The organism is Aphanothece hegewaldii CCALA 016 (genome assembly GCF_003007785.1).
Classification (GTDB): domain Bacteria; phylum Cyanobacteriota; class Cyanobacteriia; order Cyanobacteriales; family Microcystaceae; genus Chroococcus; species Chroococcus hegewaldii.
The window spans coordinates 267,131-286,132 of the sequence record NZ_PXOH01000001.1; the positions used below are offsets into that span (position 1 = coordinate 267,131).

A 19,002-nucleotide genomic window follows, 5' to 3' on the forward strand; every position below is an offset into this window, starting at 1 on the left:
CAGTCATCAGTCAAAAAGCTGAACGCTGATAACTGTATTTTGCCTTTTAGAAAAAAGCATCGAGATCAATGGCTTTTGAACCGCCTTTTTGAAGTTGTTCTAATAATTTACCTAATTGAGTCCAAACTAAAGCCCCGATAAAAATCGTCATGGGAAGAGAGATCGCATAAGAAACCCAACGATTCATCAAAAAGATTTCGACACCAGAAGCCAAAAAGACACAAATTCCGACACAAATTCCTAAAAAAGGTAATTGTAATGTCGAACTATCTAACAGATCCGCCGGTTTAGCAGAAGATTTATACCATGTGTTAACAATTTGTTTTAAAGTGGCTTCAAAAGCTACCCCACAAGTAATTCCGGTAAAAAAACCAACGAACATTAAAAAGTATGGCGGTTCAGGAAGATAATACATGTCAAGTAAAAAAAATAAAACGTTACAAAGCCTCAAGCATTATAATCTTAATCGGACGACTTAGGAATAAGCGCGGCTACTCCAGATGCCGAAAGTTCTCGAAATGTACTTAACGCCACATCGAATAAACGTTGGGGTTTTATTTCATCTTGTACTAACGCCCAAAGTCTTTGGACTTCCTCGGTATGAAGGCGATCGTCTTCGGTTAAAGCGAGTAATAACTGACGACGCAAATAACTCCCTTCATCGGATAATAGATATCTCATGCCGAGTTGGGCGGTTGGTAATAAATCAAATCTTCCATCTGTTCTAGCAATTTCGATTAAATTCTCTAATCGTTGCCATTGGAATTTCCCGTCTTTGAATAAAATATCGATTAGTCTGCGTCTAAGTTGGGGAGATTCGCCCGTGAGTAGGCGTTTGGCAACATAAGGATAAGCGACTTCAACAATTTTAAAATTGGGATCTAAACTAAGGGCTAATCCTTCTTGTGTCACCAAAGAACGAATAATCAGCGCGAATTTAGACGGTAAGCGGAAGGGATACTCATACATTAACTCGGAAAATTCATCGGTGATGGTTTGAAAGTTAAAGTCTCCTACACTTTGCCCGACTGCTTCACCTAAAACTTTTTCTAATGCTGGAATAATCGGCTTAATATCAGTATCAGGGGTCAAAAATCCGAGCTTGACAAAATCATCAACTAATGCTTCATAGTCTTTGTTGATCAATTGAACCACAGAACTAGCGATCGTTTCTTTGGTTTCTTCTTCCAACTGATCCATCATGCCAAAATCAATGTAAGCCATGCGACCATCATAGGTAGCAAATAGGTTTCCGGGGTGAGGATCGGCATGAAAGAAACCATGTTCTAAAAGCTGACGTAAACCTGATGTGACACCAATTCTGATAATCTCATAAGGATTAATTCCCGCCGCTTTGATTTGATCAATATCATTTAATTTATAGCCGTTGATCCATTCTAGGGTTAGGATGCGATTACTGCTGTATAGCCAATAAATTTTAGGAACTTTAACATCTGGATCATTGGCAAAATTCGCGGCAAATTTTTCAGCGTTTTTCCCTTCATTACAATAATCGATTTCTTCAAAAAGCTTACAGCCAAATTCATCAATAATTAAAGTTAAATCATGTCCTAAATTTAAGGGTAGCCAATGACCAAACCATTTAGCTAAAAGACGCATTAAATAGAGATCGAGCATTAAAACGGGGCGTAAAGAAGGCCGTTGGACTTTGACGGCTACATCTTCTCCAGTGTATAAAACCGCCCGATAAACTTGTCCTAAACTAGCAGCAGCTACAGGGTATGGCGATATTTCTTTATAAACTTCATTAACAGGGTATCCTAAATCCTGTTCAATAATGGCGAATGCGGTTTCATTATCAAAAGGTGGAAGTTGATCTTGTAGTTTAATTAATTCATCTAAAAAGTCTTTGCGGACTAGATCAGGGCGTGTCGAAAGAGCTTGACCGACTTTAATAAAGGTAGGGCCTAAACGAGTTAGTCGTGTTCGTAACTCTCTTGCTCGTTTATATTTATTTTCCTCTTCCTGATGCGTCCAGCGATCCCATTGTAAATGTACGATAAACACACTAACTGACCAAAGGATCGACAAAGCTCGCCAGATCACTAAGTGAGGGCGATAGCGATAGTAACGGGCGATCGCTGTTGCACTATAGCGTTGTAGTTCTCCTCTTTCCGGGGTGGGTTGCTGACTCACAAACTATACTTTTGCCTCTCGTCTATTAGCTTTGGAGTTTAACAATACTTCATAACTCCAGTATACAAAACTACAATATTTTTAACGTAAGTTTTCTAAAAAATCTCTGATCTTTTTTCCTTTTACGTCTATACTATTTATGTTAAAATTGCCCAAATTTTAATATTTTCTTTAGCTTTAAGCCGCAATGACTTGGTGTAGATCTTTTGGATCTAGGTGAGAATGTATAATTTGTCCATCACGGAACCAAACGACTCGTTTTGTTTTCATGGCGACATCTGGTTCGTGAGTGACGATTACTACAGTAATACCGCTATCATTAAGTTCTTGGAAGATATTAATCACCTCTTGGGTGGTGCGAGAGTCTAAAGCGCCAGTCGGTTCATCGGCTAGAATTAAAACAGGTTGATTGACTATAGCGCGTGCGATCGCAACCCGTTGTTGTTGTCCTCCAGATAACTGATTAGGTTTATTGTGAAGTCTATTTTCTAGCCCGACTCTAATCAACGCTTCTGTTGCTCTTTGCTTGCGTTCCGCGCTCTTTATACCAGCATAAACCATCGTCAGCATCACATTTTCTAAAGCACTCAACGCAGGTAACAAATGGAACTGTTGGAAAACAAAGCCAATCTTACGATTACGAATGAGTGCGAGTTGAGAACTGGGTAACTGAGCAACATCTAAATTTTCTAAATAATAGCTTCCAGAAGACGGACGATCCAAACAGCCTATAATATTCATGGCGGTGGATTTACCTGAACCAGAAGCCCCCATGATGGCGCAGTATTCCCCTTTTTCTATGGTTAGATTGACATCACTAAGAGCGTGAACAGTTGTATCGCCACTTCCATAAACTTTGGATACATTTTCTAGGCGAATAATTACGGGATGATATTGATTTTGGCTTTCTTGAGCCGAGAAATTTTCCGAAGAAGCGAGAGAAAATAAATCAGATTTCATACAATAATTAATAATATTTTGTTTTTTGTCTTTTTTTTCCCGCTATGAGTTCCTTACACTGTGTCTTTTTATTATAGTTGATTTTTTGACTAATTCCATGAGCAAATTTTATTCTTATTTAACTCCAACTTTAGAAAATTTCATTCAAAAACAAAAAATATTTTTTACAGCCACAGCACCAAAAGAAGGAAGAATTAATCTTTCACCAAAAGGAATGGATACATTTAGATGTATTGATACACAAACGGTTGCTTATTTAGATTTAACAGGTAGTGGCAATGAAACCGCCGCCCATTTAGCAGAAAATGACCGAATTACATTAATGTTTTGTAGTTTTTCTGAAGAACCTTTGATCTTACGTTTGTATGGAAAAGGACAATCAATTCGTCCTCGTCATCATGATTGGGAATCTTTAGCCACACTTTTTCCGTCTATGGCAGGGACTAGACAAATTATTTTGATGAAAATAGATTCTATACAAACATCTTGTGGCTACGGGGTTCCGCTTTATGACTTTCAACAAGAACGAAAAAAGTTAGTTAACTGGGCTGAACAAAAAGGAGAAAAAGCCATTCAAGATTATTGGGAATTGAAAAATCAAAAAAGTATTGATGGTCTTCCAACATACTTACTCAAAGAAAAAAATGAGGAAATTTATTAAATTATTTGTTTTGGCTTTATTGCTAATCGTTTTTTCTCCAATGGTAACGCTTTTAGCACAATCAGAACAAGCTTTTTATTTGGCTTATCCTCCCAATAATCATCAAACGGTAGCTGATCAAATCTTTTTTATAGGTTCGGCTTCCCCCAATCATCCAGTTACTATCAATAATCAGAAGATTCAACGCAGCAAAACGGGAAACTTTGCCCCAAGTTTTCCTCTAAAAATGGGGGTAAATACATTTACAATACGCTCCAATAATCAAACCATTCAACGTCAAATTACTCGTATATCTAATCTTCCTGAAATTCCTACGGGTGCTAAGTTTTCTGCCAACTCTCTAACGCCCAATCAAAATATTACTCGTCTAACTGGTGAATTGGTTTGTTTAAGTGCATACGCTTTAAAAAATGTTCAAATTTCTGTTAATATTGCTAATCAAAATATTAACTTAAATCCTCAATCTAACTCGGTACAACTGCCCGCAAATTCAGCAGTTTTAACCGCTAGAAATCAACCTAATGTAGCACAAAATATTCTTCAATATCAAGGATGTACAACTTTTGAAAATTCAGGTAATTTAGGCAAACCTATATATACCATTACGGGAGATAATAAAACAGTAAATCAAACCGCAAAGGGAGAAATAGAAATTATTACAACCTCACAAGTACAGGTAGTAGAAATTATCTCAGATGCAGGTATTACTCGAACAGGTCCGAGTACTGATTATTCTCGTTTAACACCCCTACCCAAAGGAACAAAAGCGAGTGTAACTGGAACAGAAGGAGACTGGCTAAGATTAGATTATGGGGCGTGGATTAATCGACAAGAAACTCAATTTATTCCTAATGCTATTCCACCTCAATCCATCGTTAGAGGAATTTCATCTCAAAATACAGAAAACGCAACAAAAATTATTTTTCCTTTAGAAAATCCTGTCCCGATTAATATTAAACAACAAGACCATAAATTTATTCTAACCCTGTATAATACAACGGCACAAACCGACACAATTTATCTTGTAGAAAATCAAATTATTAAACGATTAGATTGGCAACAAATTAATCCGACGAAAGTAGAATATACCTTTAACTTAAATTTAGCTCAACAATGGGGTTATGAGGTGGGTTACGAAGGCACAAGCTTAATTTTGTCCTTGCGTCATCCGCCCCAGTTATTAGATAAAATAAACCGAAATTTAGCTGGTGTAAGTATCTTATTAGATCCTGGACATGGCGGAAAAGAAACAGGCGCGATCGGTCCCACAGGATATAGTGAAAAAGAGATTAACTTAGTCGTTTCCCAACTACTCAAAAAAGAATTAATCAAACGTGGTGCGACAGTTTATCTCACAAGAGAAACCGACGAGGAATTATCTTTAAATGAGCGAGTGGCGATGATTAATCGAATAAAACCGACTCTATCAATCTCAATTCATTATAACGCTTTACCTGATAGTGGGGATGCTCTCAATACAGATGGAATCGGTGCATTTTGGTATCATCCGCAAGCCCATGATTTAGCAGTTTTTTTACATAATTATTTAACAAAAACCTTAAATCGTCCTTCTTATGGAGTGTATTGGAATAATTTAGCTTTAACTCGTCCTCATATTGCCCCTTCTGTGTTATTAGAATTAGGTTTTATGATTAATCCTACTGAATTTGAATGGATTATTAATCAAAAAGAACAAATCAAATTAGCTGAAGCTTTAGCTGATGGAATTACCGAATGGTTTTACCAAGTTGTACCCTAAATCGATTAGGATAGAAATATCTTCACGATTGGTAATTCTCTAGGTAACGAGAGTGAATAATAACTTCTCCCGCATTTATTCCATCAATGACTCTGGTATAGGCTGTCTTGCCACTTTAGTTTTAGTGGGTTTATTATTGGGGGCAGTTGGTTTAGGATGGCTCGTCAACGGTTTTTTAATTTTACTGGCACTTCTGTTTATTGTCCCTCTTGTTGCATGGTTTGTCTTGCAATGGTGGATCAAACAAAAGCTAGTAATTGATCAATGTCCCGTTTGTAGTTATGAGTTTACAGGATTTAATGATACAGAGTGTCGGTGTCCCAATTGTGGTGAACCTTTAAAGATAGAAAAGGGGCATTTTTACAGAATTACACTACCTGGAACGATCGATATTAATGCGATCGAAGTTCCTGTACAAGTTATAGAAGAATCTGACGAGGAAATGAATTAATCTTTTAATCAACCTGTAATTTAATCGGTGTTTCTCTTAATTGATCGGCGATCCATTGCTCAAATAATTCATTTTGTAGCATCTGTTGAATTTGCTGATCTTCATAAGAAGCTGATTGAAACTTTTCTACTCTAAATAAAGCCCATTTTTCCTCAAATTCAAGGGGACCAATAATATCACCTTCGCGGGCGGTATCTACTTTGATTCTTAATTCATCGGGCATTGAAGCGCGACTGACTAACCCCATCATACCTTTAAAAATCCGATCCTCAGCCAAAGAATAATCTTGCGCTAATTCCTCAAATGAGTTTCCTTCTTCAATTTGTGAGCGTATTTCTTCGGCTAATTCTTGATTATCTACAATAATTCTTGATAAAACGACTCGATCTAACCCTAATTTTCGTTCAATAAAATATTCTTGTAATTTCGGTGCTGCAATTTTAGTTTTTAGGGCTTCGATTTTAAAATTATAACTAATTCGTTTTTGAAAAGTTTCGTAATCTAACCCTTGACTTTTTAACCATTGTTGGAATTTTTGTGGGTCTGTGAGTTGGTTTTGTAGACGAAAATCAATGACAGCTTGCTCCGTTAAAGTCTGACTCACTTTTAAATCTGTTTGGGTTTCAATGGCTTTCTCTAGAAGATATTGGCGCAAAACATCTATAATAAAATTCTGTAATTTGCCAGCTTCTTGTAAATAGTTAAGAGCTTGCTTTAAAGAGAGCGGCTGTTCTCCAAATGTTAAAAAGGCTTCCGAACTCATAGACGATCGTTAAAACAAACTGAAAAAAACACTTTTTTTAGTATATCAAGAAACTTAACAAGGATTGAAATGAGATCAGCTATACTGGAGACAAGATTTAACTTTATCTGAGGCAAAAACTCGAAATTAATCACTCTTTGGCGAGATTTTATCAAATTAACCCAAGAAATGATGACTGATTTGAGGTTGTAGATTTCGGCTTTGTGAAATTTGTGGCACATAGGAGCGTGAAAAAATCAAACTTTTAGGATATGATCAGTTAAAACTTTAAGGACAGCCAAAAATTAAGATCAAGTGGGCTATGAGGATCAATCGAAAAGATTTAGCACCTCAAATCATGGTGCAAGCCAGTGATAAATTACACAACAAAGCAACACAATTTCTAGAACAGATGCAGGAAAAGATCTCTTTACCAATATGGGCAACCATTCTAGTTGTTTTGTCGGGAACAATTGGCTTTACGGCAACATCTGTGTTACTAAAGTCTCCCACTGGATCGGGCTGTCCTAAAATCATCTGGCTGGCGGCATCTGCATCACAACGTCTTTATTGCGCCCAACTTGAAGCCGATCGCAAAACAACAGAAGGTTTGCTTAAAGCGATCGCTCTCGTCGAAGCATTACCCTCAGATCACCCACTGCGCCCACAAGTTAATCAATATGTGGAAGATTGGGCCGAACAAATCTTAACGTTAGCTGAAAAAGAATATCAAGCAGGACGAATCGAAAATGCGATCGCTACAGTGAAAAAGATTCCTTCTAAAGCTAAAGTGTACGAACTCGTAGAAAAAAGAATTGAGAAATGGGAATCAATTTGGAAAGAAGGCGAACAAATACTCACTGATATCGAAACCAGTCTGCGTAAGTCCAATTGGAATTATGCGTTTAGAAAGGCTGTAGAACTCCTCAATCTTAACAATGAGTACTGGGCTACTGTTAAATATAATCAGGCTGTTCAAAAAATTTACCTCGCTAGAGAAGAAAGTAATCAACTCGATCAAGCATTTGCTCTCTATAATCGAGGTGGCTTAGAAAACTGGCTAAAAGCAGTTAAAGAAACGGAAAAAATTAAGCCCGATAGTTATGCTTACCAAGAAGCAAAAAATTTATTTGAAAAAGTCAAAGAAAAATTAATCACATACGGTAATAATTTAGCTAAACAACAGCAGTGGCAAGATCTTAAGGATGTTGCTAACCAAATTCCTGAAAATTTAGCCTTAGATAAAGAAGTCGGGGCATGGATAGCGATCGCTGATGCGGGAATTAATGCCGATTTTGGCACAGTAGAAGGATTACAAGCCGCGATCCTCAGTGCAGAACAGATCGAGCCTTCTAGCCCTTTCTATAGTCAAGCACAAGACATGAGAAAGCGTTGGAACTTAGAAATTGAGGATGTCACTAAACTAACCCAAGCCAGAGAAAAAGCGCAATCGGGAGATCTTAAAAATTTAACGGCGGCTATTGCTCAAGCCAATCTTATTGTAAGAGGACATCCGCGCTATAGTGAAGCACAAGGAGAAATTAACCGTTGGACTCGTCAAGTACAATTAATTGAAGATCAACCGATTCTTGATAAAGCTAGAGAAATTTCCGTGAAGGGTGATATCGAGTCTTTAAAAGTTGCGATCGCCCAAGCGAAGGAAATCGGCTCACAAAGAGCATTGTATAAAGAAGCACAAGGAGAAATCCGAACTTGGCAAGAATCGATTGAAAAACAAGAAGATCAGCCTATCTTAGATCAAGCGATTTCTTTAGCCAATGTTCGAGATTATGTGGCAGCGATTCAAGTTGCCCAACAAATTCGACGGGGAAGAGTTCTCTATCCTGAAACTCGCGCTAATTTACGACGGTGGCAACAAGAAGTACAAGCCCAAAAAGACTTACAACAAGCTTATTCAGTTGCCCAAACTCGCACAGTAGAAGCTTTAAACAACGCGCTCAATTTAGTACGCAATATCCCCACTTCGACGGATGTTAGTACTGAAAGAATGGAGGCAATTGATCGGTGGAGTTATCAACTGTTAGCCTTTGCCTCAGAAAAAGCTAATCTTTCTCTATATACGGAAGCGATCTCAATTGCGAGACAAATTCCAAATGAAAGTGCTGCCTATAGTGCCGCCCAATCTCAAGTCAAAATCTGGCGACGTTTACTAGAACCGCCTCTACCGCCTCTAGAATCAAGTCAAGACAATTCTTCTTTGGATGAAACTGAATTTGAAAATTAAGCGATATTAAACGTTATTTAGCTTCAGATCTACATATTCTTGTTTTAGTAGATTAATTAATTGATCATCCCCGTTGGCTAGAGCAATTTCAAGACGACGCTCTAAACGACGACGAATGGTTTCTAAATGAACCTGGCTAACTTCATCGCTAATGATTACCGTCGGCTGAGTGTGAGAAACAGGACAAGATAAGGATGTAGTGGGTTCAGTCATGAAATTAGGACGACTGCTATAGGCGACCCCGCGATACTGACGATGTAACTTTGGCTGAAGTTGGGGCATATGACGAGGATAGTGATATTTCCAGTCTTGCCCTCGATATTTACCGCCAATGTCTCCCTCGTTGATTTCTAACCCTAGAGGATCTGTCTCATAAGCCACACCACGATAAGATAATTTCATTGTCATCTCTCCTTAGTTTGATTTTAAAGATTATTTTTTTTATAACAAAATAAAAATATTCTGTATCTATTTTTACATTCTAGTAGTTTTTTTAGCAAAAGTCATCAAGTTGTAACAAAGTTGACTTAATCCTCTATATAAGAGATCCCAAGATGAGAAAGTAATTTCGTTTTTTTTACAGAACTTAATAATTTGTTTTTTGTTGTCTTGAAAATCGAGTATGGAGAGCCGCTCAAGAAAAAAATATTACAATTTATAACAATTAATTGTCAAAGGGATCGCCTTCTGGCTTGATAAAATACGGAAGATATACAAGGTTATCTCTTGCTTTCACAGGCCAAAGACAGCTAATCTATATAGAAGGTGAAAGTCAAATAAAAATATTTTTTCCGTTTAGCTCCATTTTCCAGCTTGGAAAAAGAGTTAAGTTTCGTTAAGGATTGTTGAAAAACTGAGTAATGCTCATTGCTCCTTCTTTCATCAACTATTCAATATCTGTTTTAAAATTTGTCTGTCCATTTTTGGTCAGAAAGTGACAGGTATTATCAAAGGTAATTGTTCCAATTCTTGTTGTATTCGGAGTCAACTTCAATGTTTAAAAGACTATTCGGTAAAAAAGATAAATTTTTTCTAGAACTTAAAGAAGATGCTACAAAAGCAGTAGGGCAAGTCGTCGAACAAGCTGAGAAAGCAATTGAGAAAACGACTGAAACCATAAGCCAAGTCGTTGACACAAAAACAGCCGAACCAGCCAAAGTAGAAAAAGTTGCTGAAGCTAAACCCGCGAAAAATGCTAAAGCTGCTGCTGCGGCAAAAACAAAAGAGAAGAAAACTTCAATTAAGGATAAAAAAGGCAAAACTGAAGCGAAACCAGTTGCAGAAACTAAACCCGCACCCGCACCCGCTAACCAAAACGGAAAAGTTGATCCGACTGAGGTGGCTTTTGCTAGTAAAAACCCTGTCATGTCTACCATGTCGCGTCGCACCCCAGGACCTAGCTTAAATAGCTTTAAGGAAATGGCACGTACCGCCAAAATTCCTAACAGAAAAGGCTAGAAAAGATTAAGGGTGGGTTAATTCCTACCCTTTTTTTTTGGTTTTAATAAAGCTTGGGCGTATCAAGATTAAGATTGGAATTGATCTTATTTTTCATCAGCTAATGTGGAATCAAATTGCTGAACAAATTACAGAAGCGACAGGGAAATCTTTTCAAGTTGAAAAAACTCGCTCTGTTAGTGGTGGATGTATTAATCAAGGTTACGCGGTATCAGGGGGCGAGCAAACCTATTTTGTCAAAATTAATATGGCGGCACAAATCGCCATGTTTGAGGCAGAAGCGTTAGGATTACAACAAATAGGGGCGACTCAAACGATACGGGTTCCTCATGCAGTGTGTTGGGGATTGAGCGATCGCTCTAGCTTTTTGGTTTTAGAATGGTTAGAATTTGGACGAGGGGATCAAGCTTCCTGGGAAGAAATGGGAAGAAGATTAGCCCAATTACATCAGGTGGGGGACTCATCTCAATTTGGTTGGGTTAGAAATAACACCATCGGCTCAACACCTCAGATTAACACTTGGACTGATCATTGGGCAGATTTTTTTACAGAATATCGCATTGGCTATCAACTGAGATTAGCGAAAAAACGTGGCGGCGGTTTCGAGAACGAAAATTTAGTCCTTCCGGCTGTTCGAGAATATCTTACTCAACATAACCCAAAACCGTCACTTGTTCACGGCGATTTATGGTCAGGAAATGCCGCAGTTACAGTTACAGGAGAACCGGTTATTTTAGATCCTGCTACTTATTATGGCGATCGAGAAGTTGATCTGGCTATGACTGAATTATTTGGGGGTTTTCCTGCTGCTTTTTATCGAGGATACAATCAAGTTTTTCCGCTAAATGATGGCTATCAACGTCGGAAAACTCTTTATAATCTGTATCATGTTTTAAATCATTTTAATTTGTTTGGTGGCGGCTATGGTTCACAAGCTAATCAAATGATACAGCAAATTTTATCAGGAAAATAAATTCGTTTATTCGACTACAATCTGCCATTCGTGTAATTCATATTTGACACAATTATTTTGAATAAGGGGATCTTGTTCGACAATATTTTTAGCTTCTTCGAGAGACTGCGCCTTAAACAGTAGCATTCCTCCGCCTAATTCTTTCCAATATCCTGTTTTAGCCTGATGTCCCTTTGCTATTAATTCATGAACATAAGCTTTATGAGGCTGAACATATTGATCAAAAGTATTTTTATCAACAATTCCCTTTTCTATTTTGACAAACCAAGGCATAAATAACTAATAAAAATTCAATTAACGAATAAAACTAATTCAACTGGTATAACAATTATTATTTATGATTTTGCTACCAATTTGAGTAATATCAAAACATTTTGTAATATTGTCCTTGATTTGTAGTAATTCTTTACAATCGCGGCAAACTGATTTAAAGTTTTGCTAAAATTAGAATAAATTCACAAAAAGCCACAAAAACAATTTAAGTTTTTAGTTTTCACGAATGAACAGACTTACAAGGTGAAAACCTTGATAAATCTCTCTTAAAATAGTAAAGAGGGTTAATTTTATGGGTCTTATCAATAATATTTCAATATCGACTTTAACTTGTCTTCATCCAAGTCAAGGATTAACAATTTGTCCAGTAGAAACCATAACATCAGAAAAAGAGCAAGGATTTGATCCGCCATTATTTAGCCATGAAACAACATTAGTAACTCTTGCTCCTGGCACGATAGAGGATTTATTTGTTCATCATCATCAGACTGATCAACTATTAGTTATTCGGGGTAATGCTGTATTAATTATTTTGCTGAATAAACAGTATCAATATATTCTCATGAGTGAAGCTGAACCAAGGGTAATAAAAATTCCGCCAGGGGTTCCACATGGTGCAGTTAATCTGAGTCCAAATCCCTGTACAGCGATTAATTCTATTCTTTTTCATGGGACACCAACAGAAAAAGATTATCGTCCGATTAAACCGCCTTTTTCTTATGATTTAGAACGAGTTAGAAAATTATTGCCAGATTAATAAATATATTGGGAACTATACTGGTATTGGTTTCCTATCCCCTACGAATCGATAAAATTTGGTCTTGCTTGTTGTGTGTATTCTAAAGTGTTTTCTAAACTCGACCAATTTTCAGTTTCAATATAATTAATTAAATCATTTAGATTCTGACGATATTGTCGAAGCGATCGCAATATAGCTTCTTTATTATATTTTGCCATCATCACCCCTAATTCTGGGTTGCCACCACCAACTCGACTCGTACTCGCAAAACCCGAACTCGCTAACTTTTGCGCTGCTTCTAGGATGTGTGAGTCGGTTTCACTCATACAAGCATGAATCAAACTTGCGCTAATCATCACAGGAAGATGAGAGATCCAAGCAACCGCTTGATCGTGTATTTGGGGGGAATATTGAGTATAAACATCTGCACCAATAGAACTGACTAAATCTGCGAGAATTTGAACTGATTCTGCGGGAGATTCTGGAGTCGGAGTTATCACATAAGGTCTATTGACAAATAACTTAAATTGTGCTGCATTAATTCCTTGTTCGGCGGTTCCTGCCATTGGATGCCCTCCAACAAAATTAGACCATAGGGCGGTACAGTCTTGCACGATCGGTGTTTTCACTGAACCGACATCAGTAACGATGGTGGTAGGTTTGAGACTTGGAATCAGTTGTTGTAGAGTAGGAATAATATAAGGAATGGGTGTACAAATAAAAATAAGATCGCTTTGTGGCATTGATTCTAAATCTGTTCTAGCATGATCAACCGCCCCGATATTTTTTGCCGTCTGACAGGTACTTTCTTTTTGAGATGCGCCTAAAACCGTATGGCCAAGCGATCGCAAGTCTAGCCCCAACGATCCCCCAATTAAACCCAGTCCAATAATCCCAATTTTCATGATTAAATAGTGATCTGTGTCGGTCAAAGTTATTGTAAATTATAAGTTTAAATGGCGAAGATTCAAGCAATACGAGGAACACGGGATATTTTACCCGAAGAAGTGGGTTACTGGCAGCACATCGAAACCGTTGCATCAACGATTCTCAGTAACGCACTCTATCAAGAAATTCGCACACCGATTTTTGAAGAAACGTCTTTATTTGAAAGAGGCATCGGAGAGGCTACGGATGTTGTTGGTAAAGAAATGTATACTTTTATGGATCGCGGCGATCGATCTTTGACGTTACGCCCTGAAGGAACTGCGGGAGTCGTGCGATCGTTTATTCAACACAATTTAGCCGCAAGCGGAGGAGTACAAAAGCTCTGGTACAAGGGGCCGATGTTTCGCTATGAACGTCCACAAGCGGGTCGTCAGCGTCAATTTCATCAAATTGGGTTAGAGTTATTAGGAAGTCGTGATCCTCGCGCCGATGTGGAGGTAATCGCTTTAGCAACGGATATCTTATCTACATTGGGCTTGAAAAATCTCAGTTTAAGTCTTAATTCGGTGGGAAATGGGGAAGATAGACAACGCTACAGAGACGCATTAGTTAGTTATTTAACGCCATATAAAGATCAACTGGATGCCGACTCGCAGGATCGTTTAAATCGTAATCCATTGCGGATTTTAGACAGTAAAGATCAGAAAACCCAAGAAATTTGTCAGAATGCACCGAGTATTTTAGAGTATTTGGGGGAAGATTCCCAGAAGCATTTTGAGCAAGTTCAGCAGTTATTAAATGATTTAGGGGTTTCCTATCAGTTGAATCCTTCTCTGGTTAGGGGTTTGGATTACTATACCCATACGGCGTTTGAAATTCAATCGGCTGATTTAGGGGCGCAAGCTACCGTCTGTGGTGGTGGGCGATATGATGGTTTGATTAGTCAGCTTGGTGGAAGTGAAACCCCTTCGATCGGTTGGGCGATAGGCATGGAACGCTTAGTATTACTGTTGCAAAAGCTACAAACTACGCCTGTTTTGGTTCCCGATTTTTATATTGTTTCGCGGGGAGAAAAAGCAGAAGCACAAGGTTTTGTTTTAGCCCAAAAATTACGCAATGCTGGTTTAAAAGTGGAGTTAGATTTAAGCGGTAGTGCCTTTGGGAAACAGTTTAAACGGGCTGATCGGAGTGGTGCGATCGCTTGTATTATTTTGGGAGATGCCGAAGCGGAAAACCAAACGGTACAGCTAAAATGGATGGCGACACAAGAACAAGTCAGCTTATTACAAGCAGAGTTGTTGAGTCAAATAGATGATTTAAAACAACAATTAACACGGCACAAAAAGTAATGATTAATCGTCTCGTTGGCTAAAGAAAGGGAAATAGATAAGGCATGAATTGGGTATTTTTGCTCCAAAGAGAAAGCGATCGTTATTGGCAACCGATCCAAACCCCTATACTAGAAGTAGAAGAATGCAAATATCGTATTATTGGACAGACTAATCGTTCTAATTTGTGTGTGGAAGTTCGGGTTAACATTAAACCGTTTGAGTCATCTTTTGAGATGAAACGTAACACCTATTTTCGTCGCACCAATTCTGAAGGATTAATCATTATTTTGCCATATACTTATTTTTTTGCGGGGTTATGGGAGTTGAGTTGTTGTAGTGATGCAATGTCAGAATTGATGGGGGTAAATTGGCGAGTCTCACAACAAATTTATAGTATACCGAAAATTAGTTATCTTGCCTTACCAAATACTGATTCTAATCCTTGTCTTGAAGCAACAGACTTTAATTTATTTGAACCTGTACCGACTCATCAAACACTACCTGTATCCTCTTCTACTACAAAAGTTTTGCCACCTAAACTTAATTTATCTTCGGAAAGAATAGCCAGAAAGTCGCCTGAGTTACCCAATTTACCGCTCAGGTAATTTTATTAACATTTTAAAGTGAAGAATGCCTAAAAAATCTAAGGTTTCCCCAGTTTCTTGAAAACCTAAATTTTTATAAAAATTAACACTTTGAAAACGAGCTTTGAGTTGCAGCGTTTTTAATTGTTCTTGTTGTGCTTTTTCAATCAGCTTTTGCATCATTTGTGTACCGATTCCTTGCTGACGAAATTCAGGTAATACAGCCACATAATTAATAAGTCCCGTGCTTTGCTCAGTCTTTCTCAATCTAGCGCAACCAATAACTTTTTGATTAGCAAGAGCAATTATATGAAATGATTCTTGTTCATACTCATCTTTTTCGGTTCCTAATTCTTTTCCTAGTGGTTTTCTGAGGATTAACCAACGCAGATAAAACATTTGCTTAAGTTCATCTTCAGTTTGAATAGAACGAATAATGATTGTAGGATGATACATTAAAAAACTTAAACTTTTAGTTTATCTCTAGAATAAAATGTGATAAAAAAGAAAATATTGATTTTTTTAATTTAATTATAAACATTATGGAATTACTGACGGTTGGCGATCCTACTCCTGATTTTACAACAGCCTCTACTACCAATCCCCAATATCATTTTAATACAGTAGCTGGTCGATATGTTGTGTTATGTTTTTTTCAGTCAGCAGTCAATGAATTGAGTCAACAAATATTAAGAGAACTATTCCAGTATCGAGCATTATTTGATGATGAAAACGTTTGTTTTTTTGGTGTTAGTAGTGATCCAGAAGATGAGAAATTTTCGCGGGTACAGCAGCAGTTACCAGGTATACGATTTTTGTGGGACTTTGAACAAACTGTAAGTAAATTATTTGGTGCAAGCGAACAATGTACCTATATTCTGGATGAACGTCTTAGAGTCTTAGCGGTATTTCCCTTTCATCGGGAACCGAGTTATCATGTTGCTAAAATACTAGATTTTTTCTCACGTTTACCCGTTTTTCCTTCTGCTACAACAGCAAATCTTCAAGCACCAATTTTAGTGATTCCGCGCATCTTTGAACCACAACTATGTCAAGCATTAATTCATTATTACGCGCATAATGGTGGAGAAGAATCAGGGTTTATGCAGGAAGTGGAAGGACGTACTGTTGGTGTGATGGAAAATAGTTTTAAACGTCGTCGAGATCAAGATATATTAGACAAAAAACTGCGTGAACTGACTGCATATCGCATTTATAAGCGTTTAGTCCCTGAAATTCATAAAGCTTTTCAGTTCAAAGCAACACGAATCGAACGAAATCTTATTGCTTGTTATGATAGCAAATCGGGGGGTTTTTTCCGTCCTCATCGAGATAATACAACCAAAGGAACCATACACCGTAAGTTTGCTGTATCGTTAAATCTTAATACAGGAGAATATGAAGGGGGTTTTTTACGTTTTCCCGAATTTGGCCGTCAACTTTATACTGTAGAAGCGGGGGGGGCGATGGTTTTTTCCTGTTCCCTGTTACATGAAGCGACTCCAGTAACAAAAGGAAAACGCTACGTGTACTTAACTTTTCTCTATAATGATGAAGCGGCACAAATTAGAGAAAAATATCAACATTTAGTCGGTGAAAACTAGGTTTCTAAGACAATTTTTCCCACTGGATGAGCAATACAGGTTAGGATATATCCATCTGTTTTGTCACTCCCAGATAGTCCATCGGGATCGCATTCGTAGGTAATTTCTCCTTCTAGTTTTCTCACTTTACAGGTTCCACAATTTCCACTTCGGCAAAGTGACGCTATGTTTACTCCTTCAAGTTCGGCAATGTCTAAAATAGGTTCAGATGAACTACATTGAATTTCTTTATTTGATTGAGAAAAGACAATACAAGCTTCACTTTTTACAGTTGCTTTTTTTGGACTGCCAAAACTTTCTTCAAAATAATTATTAATCTCAAAACTATTTTGTTGTAGCAAAGTTTTAGTATTTTTCCTAAATTCATGTGGTCCACAAACATAAATAGCACGTTCTTTATAATCGGGTGCAATCTGCTGTATCATAGCTTCATCTATGTGACCTGTTAAACCATTCCATGTTTCACGAGTGAGGGTTACAGCAAGTTTAAATCGAGGATTTTGAGTCGCTAATAAGTTTAGTTCTTGAGCAAATATTAAATCTTGAGAAGTTTTGGCACTATGAAAAAAAATAATATCACGATCGGTCGCTGTATCATATAGCCAGCGCGACATCGACATCATCGGAGTAATACCGCTTCCTGCCGAAATAAATAATAATTTTTTGCTATTATGATCCACACAAGTAAATTTTCCCCTAGGTGGATTGATTTTAATTTCACTGCCTATTTTAATGTTGTTATGTAACCATTGAGAAACTAATCCAAGGGGATTATTTTTAACTGTTATTTCTAATACATGAAAACGAGAAGGAGTGGAAGAAATAGTATATGATCGTTTTATTTGTTTTCCATCAATTTCTAAGTTTATGGTGACAAATTGTCCTGGTTTATAATTAAATATAATATCTGGAACAGCGCTCAAACGGAAGGTTTTTACATCATGAGTTTCTTGTATAATTCCAACGCATTTAACTATAATTTCTCCTGTTGTCCATTTATTTTCTGACAAGAGAGGAACTGAAGAAGTAACAGGATAAGGAAGTGTGGATACAGAAGTAATTATATTTTCGGGTGGCGTTTTTTGTTTTAAACGATTTTTGAGTTGCTCTAAACGATTAGATTTTTTTTCTGAGGTTTGTTTGGGTTTTGTCGTAGATGGTATAATGTTTTTTTGTGGTTTTATTTTTCCTTCTAAAGAAATACTATCAATAATTATAATAAATTCTTGTAACCTAATAATATCATTAGTTCCTAGTAAATATTGTTCGTTTTCGGCAACAGTTTCATCATTAAATTGTATATATTTTATCGGTGCGTAAGGAATAAAATAATATTCTTGCTCTTGAATTAATATTTCTCCTTGTATTTCTTCTATTTCAGGGCTAGGTAAAATAATATTACACTGAGAAGAACGTCCAATAAGATAATTATTTTGACTAGAATCTGATAAAAATTCTAATTCTTGAGTTTCTCTGGGTTTTTTAGAGTTAAATATTTTTAACTTTAACATTAGCTATTTTTTTATACTTCACAAGAATTTTAATAATATTAATTGATTAATTTGTAGGAGTTTGGTTTCCCAATCCAACCAATTGCTCTAATTTATTAACAATAATTTAAAATGGTTTGTCTGCGTTTGGTTTTCCAACCCAACTATTTAACATCATTACTCATGATTTAAGCAAAATGTTTTGTATCATTTTTAATTTGTTTAAGTTTCTGTAATTTGTGTTTTAATGATTGAAAAGAATCAGTTTGTATAATTTCTGCAACTTGCCGAGCTTGTTTTTTTTGATCTATTTCTATTTTTAATTCTGCAACTTGCTTTCTTAAATTTTCTTCTCTTACTTTAATTTGAATGACCATATTTTGGAAAACACGGGATAATTGTCCTAATTCATCAGTTCTTTGACTAATTTCATCTAAACTATTAATTTCAAAAGTTCCCGCTTCTACTGCTGCTGCTGCTGTCGTTATTATTTCGACTTGTTGCAAATATTTAATCATAATTTGGTTTTTTTCATAAATTTCATTTTCCAGATCTGTTGAATGTTCTGTAATGGTTTCTAGAAGTATTTTTAAATCTTCTTGATCATCTTTCAAAGTTTCGATTTCTTGATTCAAATCAAAAATTTGTAAGATATATTTTTCTGCATTTATGCCCATTTTGTTTATT

At 36.8% G+C, this 19,002-nt stretch carries 20 protein-coding genes; 10 read left to right on the plus strand and 10 right to left on the minus strand.

Annotated elements, in window-relative coordinates; all coding sequences use genetic code 11:
• Nucleotides 1-46 precede the first annotated feature (46 nt).
• From C7H19_RS01255 to C7H19_RS01265, 3 genes are all read right to left on the minus strand, one after another.
• Nucleotides 47-415 carry a hypothetical protein gene (locus tag C7H19_RS01255; protein WP_106455066.1) on the minus strand — a complete coding sequence of 123 codons (369 nt, stop codon included), beginning with the start codon at nt 413-415 and terminating at the stop codon, nt 47-49.
• A gap of 47 nt (nt 416-462) precedes the next feature.
• Nucleotides 463-2,157: an ABC1 kinase family protein gene (locus C7H19_RS01260; RefSeq protein ID WP_106455067.1), complete on the minus strand. Its 1,695-nt coding sequence runs from the start codon at nt 2,155-2,157 to the stop codon at nt 463-465.
• Between the two features lie 177 nt (nt 2,158-2,334).
• Nucleotides 2,335-3,117, minus strand: coding sequence for an ABC transporter ATP-binding protein (locus C7H19_RS01265; protein ID WP_106455068.1), 783 nt, complete (start codon nt 3,115-3,117; stop codon nt 2,335-2,337).
• Between the two features lie 97 nt (nt 3,118-3,214).
• On the opposite strand from C7H19_RS01265, the gene C7H19_RS01270 reads away from it, so the two are divergent.
• From C7H19_RS01270 to C7H19_RS01280, 3 genes are read left to right on the plus strand one after another with little or no spacing between them, the layout of a single operon-like run.
• A complete protein-coding gene (locus C7H19_RS01270) occupies nt 3,215-3,778 on the plus strand; it encodes a pyridoxamine 5'-phosphate oxidase family protein (RefSeq protein ID WP_106455069.1) in 564 nt (187 codons plus the stop codon).
• The gene (locus C7H19_RS01275; RefSeq protein WP_106455070.1) at nt 3,762-5,537 is read left to right on the plus strand and encodes an N-acetylmuramoyl-L-alanine amidase; all 1,776 of its coding nucleotides are present in this window, start codon (nt 3,762-3,764) and stop codon (nt 5,535-5,537) included. The genes C7H19_RS01270 and C7H19_RS01275 overlap by 17 nt, the downstream gene beginning before the upstream one ends.
• A 52-nt stretch (nt 5,538-5,589) precedes the next feature.
• Nucleotides 5,590-5,988, plus strand: a complete 399-nt coding sequence (locus tag C7H19_RS01280) for a hypothetical protein (RefSeq protein ID WP_106455071.1) — start codon at nt 5,590-5,592, stop codon at nt 5,986-5,988.
• Between the two features lie 4 nt (nt 5,989-5,992).
• On the opposite strand, the gene C7H19_RS01285 is transcribed toward C7H19_RS01280, so the two are convergent.
• Nucleotides 5,993-6,751: a peptidylprolyl isomerase gene (locus C7H19_RS01285; protein ID WP_106455072.1), complete on the minus strand. Its 759-nt coding sequence runs from the start codon at nt 6,749-6,751 to the stop codon at nt 5,993-5,995.
• Nucleotides 6,752-7,052: 301 nt separating this feature from the next.
• On the opposite strand from C7H19_RS01285, the gene C7H19_RS01290 reads away from it, so the two are divergent.
• On the plus strand, nt 7,053-8,975 hold the full coding sequence (locus C7H19_RS01290) for a chromosome segregation ATPase (RefSeq protein ID WP_106455073.1): 1,923 nt from the start codon (nt 7,053-7,055) through the stop codon (nt 8,973-8,975).
• Between the two features lie 6 nt (nt 8,976-8,981).
• On the opposite strand, the gene C7H19_RS01295 is transcribed toward C7H19_RS01290, so the two are convergent.
• Nucleotides 8,982-9,377, minus strand: a complete 396-nt coding sequence (locus C7H19_RS01295) for a DUF4278 domain-containing protein (RefSeq protein ID WP_106455074.1) — start codon at nt 9,375-9,377, stop codon at nt 8,982-8,984.
• Between the two features lie 591 nt (nt 9,378-9,968).
• On the opposite strand from C7H19_RS01295, the gene C7H19_RS01300 reads away from it, so the two are divergent.
• Nucleotides 9,969-10,433, plus strand: coding sequence for a hypothetical protein (locus C7H19_RS01300; protein ID WP_106455075.1), 465 nt, complete (start codon nt 9,969-9,971; stop codon nt 10,431-10,433).
• Between the two features lie 103 nt (nt 10,434-10,536).
• Entirely contained in the window at nt 10,537-11,406 is an 870-nt protein-coding gene (locus tag C7H19_RS01305) for a fructosamine kinase family protein (protein WP_106455207.1), read from the plus strand.
• 6 nt (nt 11,407-11,412) lie between these two features.
• Here C7H19_RS01305 and C7H19_RS01310 read toward each other — a convergent pair whose 3' ends face one another.
• Nucleotides 11,413-11,679, minus strand: a complete 267-nt coding sequence (locus C7H19_RS01310; protein WP_106455076.1) for a YciI family protein — start codon at nt 11,677-11,679, stop codon at nt 11,413-11,415.
• 292 nt (nt 11,680-11,971) lie between these two features.
• Here C7H19_RS01310 and C7H19_RS01315 point away from each other — a divergent pair, with 292 nt between their 5' ends.
• On the plus strand, nt 11,972-12,436 hold the full coding sequence (locus C7H19_RS01315) for a cupin domain-containing protein (RefSeq protein WP_106455077.1): 465 nt from the start codon (nt 11,972-11,974) through the stop codon (nt 12,434-12,436).
• Between the two features lie 41 nt (nt 12,437-12,477).
• On the opposite strand, the gene C7H19_RS01320 is transcribed toward C7H19_RS01315, so the two are convergent.
• Nucleotides 12,478-13,323, minus strand: a complete 846-nt coding sequence (locus C7H19_RS01320) for a prephenate/arogenate dehydrogenase (RefSeq protein WP_106455078.1) — start codon at nt 13,321-13,323, stop codon at nt 12,478-12,480.
• 51 nt (nt 13,324-13,374) lie between these two features.
• Here C7H19_RS01320 and hisS point away from each other — a divergent pair, with 51 nt between their 5' ends.
• Together hisS and C7H19_RS01330 are read left to right on the plus strand one after the other, a co-directional pair.
• Complete coding sequence (gene hisS / locus C7H19_RS01325; RefSeq protein WP_106455079.1) at nt 13,375-14,655, plus strand: histidine--tRNA ligase; 1,281 nt, start codon at nt 13,375-13,377, stop codon at nt 14,653-14,655.
• Between the two features lie 44 nt (nt 14,656-14,699).
• Nucleotides 14,700-15,242 (plus strand): hypothetical protein, encoded by a 543-nt coding sequence (locus C7H19_RS01330; protein ID WP_106455080.1) that lies wholly within the window; start codon nt 14,700-14,702, stop codon nt 15,240-15,242.
• Here C7H19_RS01330 and C7H19_RS01335 read toward each other — a convergent pair.
• Complete coding sequence (locus C7H19_RS01335; protein ID WP_106455081.1) at nt 15,228-15,677, minus strand: GNAT family N-acetyltransferase; 450 nt, start codon at nt 15,675-15,677, stop codon at nt 15,228-15,230. The two genes, C7H19_RS01330 and C7H19_RS01335, sit on opposite strands and share 15 nt — an antisense overlap.
• 86 nt (nt 15,678-15,763) lie before the next feature.
• Here C7H19_RS01335 and C7H19_RS01340 point away from each other — a divergent pair, with 86 nt between their 5' ends.
• Nucleotides 15,764-16,825: a 2OG-Fe(II) oxygenase gene (locus tag C7H19_RS01340; protein WP_106455082.1), complete on the plus strand. Its 1,062-nt coding sequence runs from the start codon at nt 15,764-15,766 to the stop codon at nt 16,823-16,825.
• Here the strand turns inward: C7H19_RS01340 and C7H19_RS01345 are convergent.
• Together C7H19_RS01345 and C7H19_RS01350 are read right to left on the minus strand one after the other, a co-directional pair.
• Nucleotides 16,822-18,336: an FAD-binding oxidoreductase gene (locus tag C7H19_RS01345; RefSeq protein ID WP_106455083.1), complete on the minus strand. Its 1,515-nt coding sequence runs from the start codon at nt 18,334-18,336 to the stop codon at nt 16,822-16,824. The two genes, C7H19_RS01340 and C7H19_RS01345, sit on opposite strands and share 4 nt — an antisense overlap.
• Nucleotides 18,337-18,503: 167 nt before the next feature.
• Nucleotides 18,504-18,992, minus strand: a complete 489-nt coding sequence (locus C7H19_RS01350) for a histidine kinase (protein WP_181280499.1) — start codon at nt 18,990-18,992, stop codon at nt 18,504-18,506.
• Between the last annotated feature and the right edge of the window lie 10 nt (nt 18,993-19,002).